The organism is Sphingomonas phyllosphaerae, assembly GCF_029623345.1.
Taxonomy (GTDB): Bacteria; Pseudomonadota; Alphaproteobacteria; order Sphingomonadales; family Sphingomonadaceae; genus Sphingomonas; species Sphingomonas phyllosphaerae_C.
The window spans coordinates 1-15,175 of record NZ_JAPYKH010000020.1 but is presented as its reverse complement, the minus strand read 5'-3'; the positions used below and the strand labels follow the sequence as shown (position 1 = coordinate 15,175).

The 15,175-nt window shown below is 67.7% G+C and carries 12 protein-coding genes, 1 tRNA gene and 1 pseudogene; 10 read left to right on the top strand and 4 right to left on the bottom strand.

The features are described from left to right. The first annotated feature begins 60 nt into the window (after positions 1-60). The 5 genes from QBJ89_RS16095 to purQ all read left to right on the top strand — a co-directional run bounded on the left by QBJ89_RS16095 (position 61) and on the right by purQ (position 3,982). Positions 61-1,248, top strand: a complete 1,188-nt coding sequence (locus QBJ89_RS16095) for an OpgC family protein (protein WP_277981492.1) — start codon at positions 61-63, stop codon at positions 1,246-1,248. 50 nt (positions 1,249-1,298) lie between these two features. After that, positions 1,299-2,144 carry an alpha/beta hydrolase family protein gene (locus tag QBJ89_RS16090; RefSeq protein ID WP_277981491.1) on the top strand — a complete coding sequence of 282 codons (846 nt, stop codon included), beginning with the start codon at positions 1,299-1,301 and terminating at the stop codon, positions 2,142-2,144. A gap of 101 nt (positions 2,145-2,245) precedes the next feature. Continuing rightward, a complete protein-coding gene (gene purC / locus QBJ89_RS16085; protein ID WP_132907417.1) occupies positions 2,246-3,025 on the top strand; it encodes a phosphoribosylaminoimidazolesuccinocarboxamide synthase in 780 nt (259 codons plus the stop codon). Positions 3,026-3,086: 61 nt separating this feature from the next. Continuing rightward, on the top strand, positions 3,087-3,317 hold the full coding sequence (gene purS, locus QBJ89_RS16080; protein ID WP_277981490.1) for a phosphoribosylformylglycinamidine synthase subunit PurS: 231 nt from the start codon (positions 3,087-3,089) through the stop codon (positions 3,315-3,317). Further along, positions 3,314-3,982, top strand: a complete 669-nt coding sequence (gene purQ / locus QBJ89_RS16075; RefSeq protein WP_277981489.1) for a phosphoribosylformylglycinamidine synthase subunit PurQ — start codon at positions 3,314-3,316, stop codon at positions 3,980-3,982. The genes purS and purQ overlap by 4 nt, the downstream gene beginning before the upstream one ends. 30 nt (positions 3,983-4,012) lie before the next feature. Here the strand turns inward: purQ and QBJ89_RS16070 are convergent, their stop codons facing one another. Then, positions 4,013-4,759: a queuosine precursor transporter gene (locus QBJ89_RS16070; RefSeq protein WP_277981554.1), complete on the bottom strand. Its 747-nt coding sequence runs from the start codon at positions 4,757-4,759 to the stop codon at positions 4,013-4,015. 58 nt (positions 4,760-4,817) lie between these two features. On the opposite strand from QBJ89_RS16070, the gene QBJ89_RS16065 reads away from it, so the two are divergent. From QBJ89_RS16065 to QBJ89_RS16055, 3 genes and pseudogenes are all read left to right on the top strand, one after another. Beyond that, positions 4,818-4,894: transfer RNA gene (locus QBJ89_RS16065), tRNA-Arg, on the top strand. Positions 4,895-5,227: 333 nt separating this feature from the next. After that, positions 5,228-6,658 carry a methyl-accepting chemotaxis protein gene (locus QBJ89_RS16060; RefSeq protein ID WP_277981488.1) on the top strand — a complete coding sequence of 477 codons (1,431 nt, stop codon included), beginning with the start codon at positions 5,228-5,230 and terminating at the stop codon, positions 6,656-6,658. 190 nt (positions 6,659-6,848) lie between these two features. Then, positions 6,849-7,385 (top strand): annotated as a pseudogene (locus tag QBJ89_RS16055) (methyl-accepting chemotaxis protein); the annotation flags it as partial. A 704-nt stretch (positions 7,386-8,089) separates the two neighbouring features. Here the strand turns inward: QBJ89_RS16055 and QBJ89_RS16050 are convergent. The 3 genes from QBJ89_RS16050 to QBJ89_RS16040 all read right to left on the bottom strand — a co-directional run bounded on the left by QBJ89_RS16050 (position 8,090) and on the right by QBJ89_RS16040 (position 13,768). Further along, positions 8,090-9,940, bottom strand: coding sequence for a methyl-accepting chemotaxis protein (locus tag QBJ89_RS16050; RefSeq protein WP_277981487.1), 1,851 nt, complete (start codon positions 9,938-9,940; stop codon positions 8,090-8,092). Positions 9,941-10,048: 108 nt separating this feature from the next. Then, complete coding sequence (locus QBJ89_RS16045) at positions 10,049-12,532, bottom strand: TonB-dependent receptor (protein WP_277981486.1); 2,484 nt, start codon at positions 12,530-12,532, stop codon at positions 10,049-10,051. Positions 12,533-12,706: 174 nt separating this feature from the next. Then, positions 12,707-13,768, bottom strand: coding sequence for a DUF2332 domain-containing protein (locus tag QBJ89_RS16040; protein WP_277981485.1), 1,062 nt, complete (start codon positions 13,766-13,768; stop codon positions 12,707-12,709). A 332-nt stretch (positions 13,769-14,100) separates the two neighbouring features. Here QBJ89_RS16040 and QBJ89_RS16035 point away from each other — a divergent pair, with 332 nt between their 5' ends. Both QBJ89_RS16035 and QBJ89_RS16030 read left to right on the top strand, forming a co-directional pair. Continuing rightward, entirely contained in the window at positions 14,101-14,361 is a 261-nt protein-coding gene (locus QBJ89_RS16035) for an STAS domain-containing protein (RefSeq protein WP_277981484.1), read from the top strand. A gap of 33 nt (positions 14,362-14,394) precedes the next feature. After that, positions 14,395-15,175, top strand: a 781-nt coding sequence (locus tag QBJ89_RS16030; protein WP_277981483.1) for an Hpt domain-containing protein, incomplete at its 3' end; no start/stop codon positions are given.

The window sequence follows — 15,175 nt, the reverse complement described above, 5'->3', positions numbered from 1 at the left end:
CGCCTCGGGCCGCCGCGCACCGACGCCACGCACGGGAGCCGCTGTTTGCCACGTTACGGGATGATCGACGGCCTGCGCGGCTTCTTCCTCGTCTTCATGCTGATCAACCATCTCGTCTTCCAGGGCGAGCTCTGGCTGCAGCGGATCAATCACAATCAGTTCGCTTATGTCGAGGACGCGCAGGGCTTCGTCTTCCTGTCCGGCCTCATGATCGGGCTGGTCTATGGCCGCAAGATGCTCAAGCTCGGCGCCCCCGCCGCCAGCCGGCTGGTCTGGGCGCGCGCCTTCGAGCTGTATCGCTACGCGATGGCGATCGTGATCGCGGTGCTGCTCGCGCGGCTGGTGCTGCCGGACGCGGCGCGGCTGTGGGGCAATTGGCTCGGCCATACCAGCCTCACCGGCGAGCCGCTGCGGCTCTTCGCGATCGCCACCTTCGTGTTCCAGCCCACGGTCATGGACATTCTGCCACAATACGTGCTGTACATGCTGATCGCGCCGCCAGTGCTGAAGCTGTGCCGCGAAGGGCGGGCCGCCATGGTGGCGACCGTCTCAGGGTTGCTGTGGCTGGCGGGACAGCTCGGCTTCCAGCACGCCCTGACCGACCCGCTCGGGCGCTGGTTCACCGCCTCGGACGGCCAGGGACTGCGCGCCGGATTCAACCTGCTCGGCTGGCAGATCGTGTTCTTCTCCGGAATGATCGCGGGCGCGCTTACCGCCTCCGGGCGGATCGACTGGCATCGGCTTTTCCGAGCCGAGGCGAGCGGCGTCGCCAAGATCGCGCTGGCGGTGTGCCTGTTCTTCCTGCCCATTCGGCTGCTCACCGCGCGCGGCATCCTGCCCGACGTGGCGATCAGGCGCATCGAGTTGCTTGAGGTACGCGCCGACTTCAGCCTGGTCTATCTCGTCAACTTTGCCGCCGTGGCGATCGGGCTGGCGTGGCTGATGATCGCCGGTCCGCAGCACGCACGCGCCTGGGTACGGCAGGCCGCTGGCGTGGTGTGCGGGCTGTTCTCAGTCGCGTTCCTTCGCCTGCTCGGACGCCACTCGCTCTACGTCTACGTCTGGCACGTCGCGATTGTGTACGGCGTCTATTACGTCGACCAGCGCTACGGGCCCTTCCCGGTCTGGGCGCGGACGCTGGCGGCAGTTGTCGGCGTGGCATTGCTGACCCTGCCCGCGCTCTGGCGCGAGCGCGGCAGGTCCCCTGCAACCGAACCCCGACGGGTGCCGAGCGGGGCACGCTCGTGACTCGTCGGGCGCTTGCCGCAGCGCTGCTGCTCACGTCATGCTCGCCGACGATGACAGCCCCGAGCGCACCGCATCGACCGTTGACCTGGGCCGATTTGACTGCGCGCCCGCAACCGTCGCCCGACCGCACCTTCTCCTACGGCAGCGACTCGATGCAGAAGGTGGACGTGTGGCTGCCACGCGGTGCGCGACCCTATCCGATCGTGCTGATGGTCCATGGCGGCTGCTGGCAGACCGAGATCGCCGACCGGAAGCTGATGAACTGGGTTGCCGACGACCTGCGCAATGCCGGTTATGCGGTGTGGAACATCGACTATCGCGGCGTCGACCGTCCCGGCGGCGGCTATCCGGGGACGTTCGCCGACGCTGCCGCGGCAACCGACCTGCTGCGGACCGCGGGGCCCGCGCTCGGGCTCGACCTGCGCCGCGTCGTCGCGGTCGGCCACTCGGCCGGCGGTCATCTCGCCCTCTGGCTGGCGGGACGCACCCGCGTCCCTGCGGACAGCCCGCTGTACCGCGCCGACCCGCTGCCGCTCGCGCACGTCATCAGCCTGGGCGGGCTGCCCGACCTTGAGGCGACCGCCGCCAGCCCCGACAACGGCTGCGGCACCGCGGTGGTGGAACGATTGGTCGGAGGCGGCCGCGCCGATCCCTACGCCGACACATCGGTGCCGCGGCTGCTACCGCTCGGTGTGCCGCAGGATCTCGTCAACGGGCGCGAGGACCGGATCATTCCCTACCGCCTCGCCACCGATTATGTCGCGCGCGCCAAGGCGGCGGGGGATCGCGTTGCGCTCCACACCGTTCCGCTGACCGGCCATGTCGAACTGGTCGCACCCGAGACGCCCGCCTGGGCCGAAACCAAGCGGCTGCTCGCGCGCGCCTTCGCCCGTTAAGGCGATTTGCAGCCACCCCGCCGTTACCCTATAGGCCGCATGATTCCCGCCCCGGCTGCGCGACCTGCTCCGCCGGGGCGTTCCTTTTCCGAGGGTGAGCGATGGCACGGCGGCGGCAGATCTACGAGGGCAAGGCCAAGATCCTCTACGAGGGTCCTGAGCCGGGCACGCTGATCCAATATTTCAAGGACGACGCCACCGCCTTCAACGCGCAGAAGAAGGGCACGATCAACGGCAAAGGCGTGCTCAACAATCGCATCAGCGAGCATATCTTCACGCTGCTCGATCATATCGGCGTGCCGACCCACTTCATTCGGCGTCTCAATATGCGCGAGCAGCTGATCCGCCAGGTCGAGATCGTCCCGATCGAGGTCGTGGTGCGCAACGTCGCCGCGGGCTCGCTGTCGAAGCGGCTCGGGATCGAGGAGGGGGTCAAGCTGCCGCGCACGATCCTCGAATATTATTACAAGGACGACGCGCTCGGCGATCCGATGATCTCGGACGAGCATATCGCCGCCTTCGGCTGGGCCAGCCAGGACGAGATGCACGACATCGCCGATCTGGCGATCCGGGTGAACGACTTTCTCAGCGGCCTGTTCGCCGGCGTCGGCATCCGGCTGGTCGACTTCAAGCTCGAATTCGGGCGCATCTGGGATAATGACTATAGCCGCATCATCCTGGCGGACGAGATCAGCCCCGATGGCTGCCGGCTGTGGGACATGGAATCGAACGAGAAGCTCGACAAGGATCGCTTCCGTCGCGACCTCGGCGGCGAAGTCGAGGCCTATCAGGAGGTCGCGCGCCGGCTCGGCCTGTTTCCCGAAGGCGGCGAAACCGCGGTGCTCGACATGGAGAGTCACCGCAAGCGCCGCGGCAAGTGATCGTGGCCGCGCCGCGGTGGGAGGTTGCCCCGCACGGCGCGCCGCGGCATAGCGCGCAACCATGAAACTGCGCATCCATGTCACGCTCAAGCCCGGCGTGCTCGACCCCCAGGGCAAAGCAATCGAGCACGCGCTCGCCGGGCTCGGCTTCCAGGGTGTGGCCGGCGCGCGCGTCGGCAAGCTGATCGAGCTCGACGTCGCCGAGGGCACGTCCGACGCGGAGGTCGACTCGATGTGCCGCCAGCTGCTCGCCAACACCGTGATCGAGAACTACCGGGTCGAGCGCGCGTGAAGACCGCGGTCATCGTCTTCCCGGGTTCGAACTGCGATCGCGACATCGCGGTCGCGCTGGAGCGGGTGACCGGGCGCGCGCCGGCGATGGTGTGGCATCGCGACACCGAGCTGCCCGAGGGCGTCGGCCTGGTCGCGGTGCCGGGCGGCTTCTCCTACGGTGATTATTTGCGCTCGGGCGCGATGGCAGCGCGGTCGCCGATCATGCGCGCGGTGGCGAGCGGCGCCGAGCGCGGCCTGCCGGTGCTGGGCGTGTGCAACGGCTTTCAGGTGCTGACCGAGGCGGGGCTGCTGCCGGGCGCGCTGATGCGCAACGCCGGGCTCAACTTCGTCTGCCGGGACGTGACGCTGGCGGTCGACAATGCGCAAAGCGCCTTCACCCGCCGCTATGCCGCGGGTGAGCGGGTCGTCTTCCCGGTGGCGCATCATGACGGCAATTACGTCGCCGACGCCGACACGCTCGACCGGCTCGAGGGCGAGGGCCGAGTCGCCTTCCGTTACGCCGAGCCGGTCAACGGCAGCGCGCGCGATATCGCGGGCGTGCTCAGCGCGCAGGGCAACGTGCTGGGCCTGATGCCGCACCCGGAGCGTCGGGTCGAGCCTGCGCACGGCGGCGATGACGGGCGGCGACTGTTCGAGGGCCTGCTCGAGGTGGTCGGCGCCTGAGCCGCACCGTCCGCCGGAGCGTGACCCGGCTCACACCCGCGCGCGGAACGGGGTAAAGTTCGTCTCCCGGTCGTAAACGTCGACGCCTTCGACCCGCTTGAGCCAGCCGACCACCAGATAGGTCAGCGGCGTCAGCGCCGCCTCCCAGCCTGTCTTCAGCGCCCATTGCGTGAACAGCACGACCACCACCAGATGCGGCGTCCAGCCCGGCGCGCCGAGGAAGGCGAGCGGGTAGAAGATCAGGCTGTCCACCCCCTGCCCGGCGATCGTCGAGCCGATCGTGCGCATCCACAGGTGGCGCCCTTCTGTCAGCACCTTCATCCGCGCGAGCACGTAGGAGTTGACGAACTCGCCCGCCCAGAAGGCGCACATGCTGGCGAAGACGATCCGCGGCACCTGGCCGAACACCGCTTCATAGGCCGCCTGATTGCCCCAGTCGGGCGCGGGCGGCAGCGCCACCACCACCCAGGCCATCACCGCCATGAAGACCGTCGCGGCAAAGCCGACCCAGATGACGCGCCGCGCGTGCGCATAGCCATACACCTCGGTCAACACGTCGCCGATGATATAGCTGACGGGGAAGAACAGGATTCCTGCGCCGAACGGCCAGTCGCCGATGCCGGGCAGCGCCACCCGAGCGACCTTGCCGGCGCCGAGCACGTTGGACAACAGCAGGATCGCGACGAACGCCGCCATTACCAGATCATAGTAGCGAAAATGCGCCGCGGCGACGCGCGCGGCGTCGGTCGGCGGCGGGGTGCGCGAGGGCTCGGCCATGCGCGCGATCATGCCGACCATTCCTTCCGGCTTCAATCCGCGCTAGGCACAGTGGCGGGCGCCCGTAGCTCAGCTGGATAGAGCAAGGAGCTTCTACCTCCTTGGTCGGGGGTTCGAGTCCCTCCGGGCGCGCCATTCCTTCCCTCTGTCGCTTGACCGACTTTAGTGATTTGGCGTGGTTACTCGCTGTTTCACTATCCTCGATACTTACCATGCGTAGCCTGCATAAAGATGTCGCTGAGATACGACGGATTTTTCAAGCGAACCCTGAAAAAGATGCTGCTGCTGTCACTTCGAGCCGGCTCCAACCAACTATCTTTCTTGCGACAAAACGCCTTTTCCTTGCTCGCCGGGCTCAGGATCTATTGGCGCAACCATTTACTTAAGTTTAGCTGATTCGGTATACCGATGGCGGAGAGAAGGTGGTCCGCCACGCGGTCCGACCCGGGAAGGTGGGAAGAAAACCCTATGTTTCATTGGTTCAAGGCGCAGGCGCCGATACGGACGAAGTTCACCGCGCTGCTCGTCACCTACAGCACGCTGGCCGCCGTCCCCGTGGCGACCACGGCATGTGCGGCAGCGAACACGCGCCTCATCGGCATTGCGGGCGCAGCCTGGGCCGCAATCGTCATCGTGACGCTGGTCGCGCGTAAAATGGTGTGCGATCCCTATGTCGACACGGTGGTGCGCATGGAGGGACTCGCCAAGGGTGACTTCACGACGCCGATCCGCTACACCGATCACGGCGACTGTGTCGGCCGGATGACCAAGGCGATGGACGTGTTTCGCCGCAACGGCGTCGCGCTAGAAGAATCCTCGGCGGCGCAACGCGTTGTCGTCACCTCGCTTGGCACCGGGCTGGAGCGGCTCGCCGCGAACGATCTGACCTATCGTATCGAGACCGCCTTCTACGCCGACTATGATCGGCTCCGCCTCGACTACAATCGCGCGATGGAGGCGATGTCGGACGTGCTCGGCGCGGTGACCGCGGCCAGTCAAGGCATCGATAACGGCGCGGCGGACATCCGCAGCGCGTCGGACGAGCTCTCGCAGCGCACCGAGCAGCAGGCGGCGAGCCTGGAAGAGACCGCCGCGGCGATGGAGCAGATCACCTCCACCGTGCGCGAAACCGCCGATGGCGCCGATCGCGCGCACCGTGCCGTCACTGGCGCCCGCGAGGAGGCGGAGCATTCGGGCGCCGTCGTCCGTCGCGCGGTCGCGGCGATGGGCGGGATCGAGCGCGCCTCCAACGAGATCAGCGAGATCATCAGCGTCATCGACGGTATCGCCTTCCAGACCAACTTGCTGGCGCTCAACGCCGGCGTCGAGGCCGCGCGCGCAGGCGACGCGGGACGCGGCTTCGCGGTGGTCGCCTCCGAGGTGCGCGCACTGGCGCAGCGGTCCGCCGACGCCGCGCGCGACGTCAAGGCGAAGATCACCGCCTCCACCGATCAGGTCGATGCCGGTGTCGGGCTCGTCAGCGAGACCGGCAGCGCGTTGGAGCGGATCATTACCCGCATCGGCGAGATCAGCACACTGGTGGCGACGATCGCCAACTCGGCCAAGCACCAGGCCACCGGGCTGCAGCAGATCAACACCGCGGTCAGCGAGATGGACGGCGTGACGCAGCAGAACGCCGCGATGGTCGAGGAAGCCACCGCAGCGGCGCGCAGCCTGGCGGACGAGGCTACCCAGCTGGCGGCGCAGGTGGCACGCTTCCGCTTGACCAAGAGCCGCCCCGCGGCCGCGATCGTTCCCGCGGCCTCGCCGGTCCACGAGCTGCAATCGCGCGCGGCGAGCGCCGGCCGTGAGATCGCACGCGGCGCCCGCCAGCGCAGCGTGACCGGCACCAACGGCACCGCCCTCGCGGTCGCGCAGGACGACTGGTCGGAGTTCTGATCCGACCGCAGTCGAGCACCGTGCTCAAACGATCGTTGACCCGATAACGATAGGAACGGGCAGCTGACCTTTAGGGGTCGGTTGTCCGTTCCTTGCTCTTCCGACAAGCTCGCGCATCTCGGCTTCACGCGTGCACATTATCTACCTGTTATGTGACCAGCTACGCGCGCATGCTCGGATCCATCTCGATTCCGACGACTTCTCGCGCCGCACCGAGCAGCAGGCCGCCAGCCTGGAGGAAACCCCCGCGGCGATGGAGCAGATCACCGCCACCGTGCGCGAGACCGCCAGCAGCGCGACCCGCGCCAACACGGTGGCGTGCGACACGCGCGCCGAGGCCGAGCAGTCGGGCGTCGTAGTGCGCCGCGCGGTGAAGGCGCTGGGCGGGATCGGGCGCGCCTCGCACGAAATCAGCGACATCATCAGCGTCATCGACGGCATCGCCTTCCAAACCAACCTGCTGGCGCTCAACGCGGGTGTCGAGGCGGCGCGCGCGGGCGATGCGGGGAAGGGCTTCGCCGTGGTCGCCTCCGAGGTTTACGCGCTCGCGCAGCGCTCGACCGATTCGGCGCGCGACGTCAAGACCAAGATCACCACCTCAACCCATCAGGGCGATGCGGGTGTCGGGCTGGTCAGGGAGACCGCTCAGCCGCTCGAGCGGATGATCGCGCGGATCGCCGAAATCAATGTGCTGGTCGGCGCGATCGCAACCTCGGCGAGGTCGCGGCACCGTACAGCCGCTCCGCCGCGGTAGCTGCGGGACGATGATCGCCCTGGCTTGGCGTGCGAGCGGCGTTTGGCGCAGCGGCAGGTCAACGTCGACTTCGCCGCGGTCGGCTTGACCTTCCACCTGGCCCGACCACCGCCGGTGAGCTCCGTCGCGGCTCCATCGCCTCGCCGGCCTGGACCACACGCAGCATCGCTCATCCGAGGACGAGCCGCAGAGTGCTGCCGGCTCGGAGCCGAGGACGACGAGATCATGGTCACCTCGAAGCCGACGTCAACGAGAGCATGGTCGCCGCGAGCGCACCGCGAACATGGCTTCGGGACAAGATATCGGCGCCGCTCACCGACGAGACCCTGCCGCGCAGAAGTCACCGCACCCTCGCCGCGTATTTCGTTCCGACCGGATGGCAGCCCAGCGGGGGCCACATCACGATCTGTCTTCTCCGCTCGCCGCGATCATCGACCGGGCTGCGTCCGCCTTCCGAGCATCCGCGCGTGCGCCCGATCAAGGACAGTCCCGCTTTTCATTCCACCCGCCCGGCGACGATATATGAGCAGCTTGGCTCCGCAGCGGCGCGCGCTTACGCGTAGGGCGCTTTTCACTCCTCGTCTGCGGCGTCGCACAGCCTCGCGCCACGCCGTACCGAGCCGGAAGCCGCATCGAGCAACTCGCGACGGTGCCGCGTCATGCTGCGACGACGACGCTCAGAAGGACGACCAATCGTCCTCCTTGGGCACTGACCCGCTCTTGGCGACCAAGCGGATCGGGCCGCGTGCCGGCCGCGTAGCGGCGACCGGGCGCGCTTCGCGCGCGGGCGCGGTCGTCGCCCTCGCGACGCGGATCGATTCCGGCGCGGCCGCCTGCTCGATCGTGAAGATAGCGACCGCGCCTGCCAGCTGCTCGGCCTCATGCGCGAGCATCTGCGACGCCGCAGTCGATTCCTCCACCATGGCGGCGTTCTGTTGCGTCACCGAGTCCATCTCACCGATCGCGATATTGACCTGACCGAGACTCTGCGCCTGATCGTCCGACGAGCGCGCGATCGTTCCCATGATCGTGCTGACGCTGACCACGCGCTCAATGATGCGATCGAGCGCCTTGCCGGTGGCGTCGACCAGTTCGACACCCGATTGAACGTGCTCGATCGCAGAGAGAATTCGCGACTTCACGTCCGAGGCCGCGTCGGCGGATCGCTGCGCCAGGGCGCGAACTTCGGATGCGACGACCGCGAAGCCCCGGCCCGCGTCACCCGCGCGCGCCGCCTCGACGCCCGCGTTGAGCGCCAGCAGGTTGGTCTGGAAGGCGATGCCATCGATCACGCTGATGATGTCGGCGATCTCGCGACTGGCCTGATCAATCCCGTTCATTGCCTGCACCGACCGGCGCACCACCGCCCCACCCTGCTCCGCCTCGGTGCGCGCCTCGGCCATCGCGCTGTTCGCGTTGGCGGCGTTGGTGGCGCCGGTGCGCACGGTCGCGGTGATCTCGTCCATCGCTGCGGCAGTCTCGCGAAGGCTCGCGGCCTGCTGCTCGCTCCGCCCGGAAAGCGCGCGCGCCGCCTGGCTGATCTCGTCGGCGTTGCGCTTGATCGTGTGGACGCTGCCGCGCACGTTCCTGGTGAGATCGGACAGCTTGCCGACCGCATCGTTGAAGTCGTGCGCGATCTGCTCGAACGAGCGCGGCACGTCGGTGAGCCGCACGGTCAGATCCGCCTGGGCGAGACGACGCAGACCGTCGCCGATCGCGGCCATCGCCAACTCGCGCTCGGTGTCGGCGGTCAGCTTGGCGCGCGCCGCGTCGCGGAAGACGATCACGGCGCGCGCCATGTCACCCAGCTCGTCGCGCCGGTCAGCCGGCACGCTGATGTCGAGCTTGCCGTTCGCCAGATCGGCCATCCGCCTGGTCAGCGAGCTGATCGGGCGCGCGATGCTGCGGCTGAGCACCACTGCCAGCACCACCGCGACCGCGATCAACACCAGTCCGCCGATCACCAGCGCCACCGTCGCGCTGGCGAGCGCATTCTCCTGCCGCGCGGCGTTGCGCTGCATCGCCTCGGTTTCGCGGTCGCGCACGTCGCGCAGCGGCAGGATCGCGGCGCTGGTCAGCACCGCCTTGCCGGCGTCGCGCACCACCTGTTCGGCCGCCTCGCGCTTGCCGGCCTTGACCATCGCGACCAGTCGGTCGCTCCAGTCGCGCCGCCACTTCATCGCCTCGCCGCGTCCGGTCTCGAACAGGCGATGCTCGGTCGGATCGGTCAGCAGCGCGCCGAGCTCGGCCGCGGCACGATCATATTCCGTGCGCGCCTCGTCGTAGGATTTGAGATAGCTCTTGTCCCCGGTGACGAGATAGCCGCGCAGCTGGCTGTTCTCGCGCAGCAGCGAGGTCTCGAGCGTCAGCGCCTTGGCATAGATCGTCTGCGCGCGATTATTGTCCTCGGTCGCATCGCGGATCATCCAGACGTTGGCGAAGAATACCGCAAGCATCACCGCCGCGGTGCCGATGATGACGAAGAACGACACCGCCAGCTTGCGGGGGATGCTTATTCCCCTGATCATCGTACGATCCCTCTGTCCGGCCGGCGTTGATCCGTCACGCGGGCTGTACCCTCTTATCATGCTAAAACCGGGTCATCCCGCGTCTGGTCGAGGGATGACCCATATTGGTTAAAAATCGACCTTCAAGGTCGTCGCGATCGTGCGACCGGTCAGCGGGCGAGCATAGATCAGCGGGGTGCCCTCCTTACCCTGGCTGTCCTGCTCCGGCCGCCAGGGCGTATCCAGCCCGGCCAGCGCGACCGTGTCGAAGAGGTTGCTGGCGGTGACGGTCACGCGCAGCCGATCGGCAGGCCGCACCTCGAAGAAGGCGTTGGTGGTCATCGCCGCCGGGATCACCAGCCTGTTCTCCTCCTGCGCGAAGCTCCGCGTCGCCCCGATGAAGGTCGCGCCGAAGGCAAGGCGCGGCAGATCGATTTCGGGCGACGCCTGGAAGATCAACCTAGGCTGTGCTCGCGGCGCATGGCCGGTCAAGGTCGGATCAAGATAATCCTTGTCGATCTTGGCGTTGGTATACGTCGCCCCGGCGCGGATTCCTAGGATACCGAGCCGCAGCGAACCCTCGAACTCGGCGCCTCTGGCCAAATAGTCGCGCTGGATCGGGCGGGATCGAATCAGATCGTAATTGTCGTCGAAGGTCGTCGCCCAGAACCCGGTGAGGTTCAACGCCACCTTCTCGGTCCGAAATTTCGCGCCCGCTTCGGCCTGGCGGACGCTGTTGACCGCGGCAGCCTTGTTGCGGAGACTACCGTCACGGTTAAGCTCGCCATGGAACAGTAAGCGAGTAGCCGGCGTGCGTGCACCACGGCTGTATCGCGCGAACGCAGCCAACGACTCGATCACCCGATAAGTGATCCCGGTCGAGTAAGAGAGATACTGATAGCTGTAGCTGACCGGCGCCGACTTCTGGAAATCGGTCGTCTGCACTCTCTCTTCCGGCGCCGACACGATACCATTGCGGTCGATGTCGAGCCTAACATAGCCCGCTTCCGGTCCCCAGGCTTGCCCGTTCGCGCTCCCGTGGTCGTAGCGCACGCTGCCCCCGATCGACATCCTGCCAGCATGGTAGTTGAGCGAGGCAAACGGCGCGTTTACCGAATTGTCGGTCTGCACGGAGCGCCGAGCCCCCCGTCTAAAGGCGTTATCGTAAGTGATAATGCCATTGTCCGTCAGTCGCTTACCCCGCTGCGTCAGCATGTCGATCGGGGCGGAGAGACCGTTACCACGCAGGTCGGTTAGAACCGTTACCCAGAAGAGGTCACGATCGATCGTCTGACGCGCCGTGTACAGGCCGCCCGTCGCGGTCACCTCGCCCGCGCCGACGTCGAACCGCCGACTGATCCGCACCTCGTTCGTGACGTCGTCGTAGCTGTTGATCGGCATGTCGAGCAGGACGAGCCCGGCACTCAGCCCGTTGCCGTTCAGCGGTTGCGCACGGCTCGACACCAACCGCTGACCCGCCCGCGGCCCCACCGCATAGATCGCCGCGCCCCCAAGCGAGTGGTCGAGGCCTGACGTGACGTAGTCGACGCCGTCGTTGATCTCGCTGTAGGCGCTCGTGTACGGTGTCGTGACGACACCGTTGATGCCGGCATAGCGTAGCCGCTCCTGCACCAGCCACCCGCCCAGGTCGAATTGCGCCTCGACACCGACCGATCGATCGCGCAGGTGCTGGCCGTCGCGCAGGTCGGCGGAGATCACGTTGTTGCGCCGATCCAGCACCAGGAAATCACGCAGGTAGCGCGACGAGAGCGCGTCGTGCAGCACGTCGAAGCCCTTCACGCGCCCCAGCTTCGGCCGATCCTCCGTGCCGCCGTAGAAGAAGGGCACGACGTCGTAGAACGGCGTCCGGTCGTTCAGATACTTGCCGTAGAGGCGCACATAGCCGCTGCCCAGATCGTGCGTGACGTTGAACTTGAACTGTCCCCCCTTCTGCGCATCAAAGCCGGTGCGGCGCGGCCCCTGCCCCTGGCGGAAGAAGCCGCCCGCCTGGAAGCGCCAGCCGTTCCCGAGCGGACCGCCATAGGTGACGTCCGCGCGCGACGAGCGATAATCGAGGCCGCTGCTGAGCGCGACTGCGCCGCCCTGCACTTCGCCGCTCTTCGAGATAAAGTTGATCACGCCGCCGGGCGAGTTGGAAGCGAAGGTGGAGGCCGAGCCGCCGCGGATCACCTCGACCTGCGACAGCATCAGATCGGTCCGGACGAGATCGACCCCGGCGGCGCCGAAGATATCGCCGAATTCGAGAACGGGAAGGCCATCCTCCTGCACCTGGATGAACTTGGCGCCGCTCGAGGCGGCGGGCAGGCCGCGCACCGTCAGCGTCCCGTTGCCCTCGCCGGCGGCCGCGTCGGAGCGCAGGCCGGGCACGTCGCGGAGCAGGTCGCCCACGCCGCGCGCGCCGAGCCGCTCGATGTCCTCTTCGTGGAGGACGCTGGTCGAGGTGGCGCTGTCCAGCGGGTTGCGCGCGCGCGCCACGCCGGTGCTCACCGTATCGTTGCTGGGCGCGCGCGGCGTCGCCTCGGCGGTCACCACCGTCGGCACCATCAGCGCCGAAGCGGCTGTTGTGAGAAATAGAAGCCTAATGATCCTCACTATCTCTTCTCCCTGGCCGGCGACGTCGCAGCGCGTCGCGCATCGGTCGCGGCAGGAGAAAAATAGGCGGGACACCTTGATCGGATCGCAGCTTAACGGCGAATAACTTACCCGTTTCGCTCAATATCCGCCGCTTCACATAGGGATATCTCGAGAAAACAATTCGATACCTCGTTAACGCGACGTGTGTGGGGGGCGCCACGTGATCGCAGCGCCATAAGGGTGACACTCCGCCAGCACCTGCGCCTCACCGTCCGGAAAGCTGGTGAGCGTCAACAACACTGCGGCGCGGTCCTCGGTCCACTCGAAGCCGATGCGCACCAGCGGTCGCTCGCTCGTCGCCGCCGCACCGGCGGTGGCGATCGCCGCGTCGAGCGCGGCGCGCGCCGACGCGCCCAGATATTGCGTCACCATCGAGTGGACGATCGCGCGACAGCGCCCCGGCAGCGTCGGCTCGACAAGACGATCGCCCAGCCATGCCACGGCGTCGCCGCGCTCCACCTGCGGCCGCCACCGTCGTGCCAGCGCCAACGCGCTTTCGAGCCGCCGCGACCGTGCCGACTGATCGACGAAGACGAAGGCCATCAGCCGCTCGCACGTGGCGGCATCGGTCGGATCGAGCGGCGCCAAATCGACGCCGCGCGCCGCGACCAGCTCGACCGGCGCGTCGGGCGGTGGCGGTCCCACCCACTCGGGGGCGATCCGAACGGGCGAGGCGGAATCGCCTGCCGCGACGCCGCCGAGGTTATAGGCGTAGCGATGCAGGTTGAGGTTGAGGCCGGCGCTTGCGCCGATCTCGAGCAGCTCGACCGGCAGGTCGAAGCGCGTGCGCACGACCTTGAGCGCGGCGAGGATCGCCGCCGCGCGCCCTACCTCGTTGGTCTGCGGCGTATGCTGCATCCACTCGGCGATAAAGGCGTCATGCGCGGTAAGCGCCTCGCCGATCGCGCCGTCGACGTCGCGGTGCTCGCCGCGGTACAGGGCGCCGAGCCGTGCCGGCGTGTTGCGTCGCGCGAGCGCGTGAAGCGCCGCGTTCAAGCGCATCGCCAGCGCCGCGGCGGAACGGTCGCCCGGCCAACGCGCGAACACCGCCGCGGTGAGCGGCGCCCGCGCCAGCTGGCGCGCGCCCGATTCGAGTACCGCCGCAACCATGGGCGAGCCGATCGTCCGCGCCACGCGGGCCTGACGCCGCAGCTCACCAGCGTCCGGCTCAAAATCAAGATGTTGCTCAAACACTCGTCAGTCTATCCACTGGAGCGACAGCGCGCCGCGCCGATCCCGACAGTACTGGAAAGTGCTTTCCATCCACTTAACCGCACCGATTTCTTGCTCGACCGCCTCAGGCCGTGCCATCTCGGCGTCGTCCGTGCAATCGTTCTCACTGGAACCGTGTTTAACGTCATCTTAGGACGGCACGTCCATGAGGAAGTCGGCGCAGCGGCACCGCCCGGGACCAACCCGGTCGCCCGACGCGCTATATTGGGGGATGGGATAGGTGTCGGCTGGTCCTCGCCGCGGCGAGTGATCAATCCGATGCCGCCGCCCGCCCGACTGACCAGGAACCCGCCATGGCGTACGTGCTGCCTCCCCGTCTCGACACCGCCGCCGCGCCGCCCCTCCGCGTCGCGCTGAAGAAGCTGGTGGAGCAGGCGCAGCCGCTCACGATCGACGGCAGCGCGGTGGAGCAGATCGGGCAGGCTTGCCTCCAGATCCTGATCGCCGCGCGCGCCGCGGCGGTCGCGGAGGGGCAGAGCTTCGCTCTGACCGCGGTCAGCATCCCCTTCGCCGACGCCGCCGCGCTCGCCGCGGTCGACCTCTCCGCCGCCTAAGCGCGCGCCGCCCGGTTCACAGGAGCAGACGTCTTGGATCTCGACGCAATCCAGCAGATCTTCTTCCAGGAGTGCGAGGAAGGCCTGGCCGGCATGGAAGGCGCGTTCGCCGCACTGCGAGCCGAAAATTACGACGCCGAGACCATCAACGGCATCTTCCGCGCGGTCCACTCGATCAAGGGTGGCGCGGGTGCATTCGGACACGAGCGGCTCCAGGCCTATACGCATCAATATGAGACGCTGCTCGACCTGCTCCGCAGCGGCGCGCTGACGCTTACCCCGGCGCTCACCAACCTGATCGTCGCGGCCTTCGACATGCTCGCTGACCATGTCGCGGCGGCGCGCGACTCAGGCGAGGCACCCGACGACGGGGTGATGCTGGCGCGGCTGATCGCGGCTGCCAGCGGCGACGAGGCCGCCGAGACCGCCGCACCGCTGGCGCCGACCGCGGCCGAGGACGAGATCGCCTTCACTCCCGCCCCGATCAGCCTTGGTGACGATTTCGACGACCTGATGGCTTTGCTGGGTGACGTCGCTCCCGCGGCCGACGCTCCCGCGGCGGCCGGACCGCACGACTGGCTGGTCACCTTCAAGCCCACCCCCAACGCGCTCGATAACGGCGGCGAACCGCTGCTGCTGCTGCGCGAGCTGAGTCGCATGGGTGGGCGCGTGCTGTCGTGCGACGTCGCGGCGCTGCCGCCGCTCGCCTCGATCGACCCCGAGGTCTCCTATCTCGCCTGGTCGATCGCAGTTCCGGCGAACGTCGACGAGGATGACATCCGCTCGGTGTTCGAGTTCACCGACGGCTGCGCGG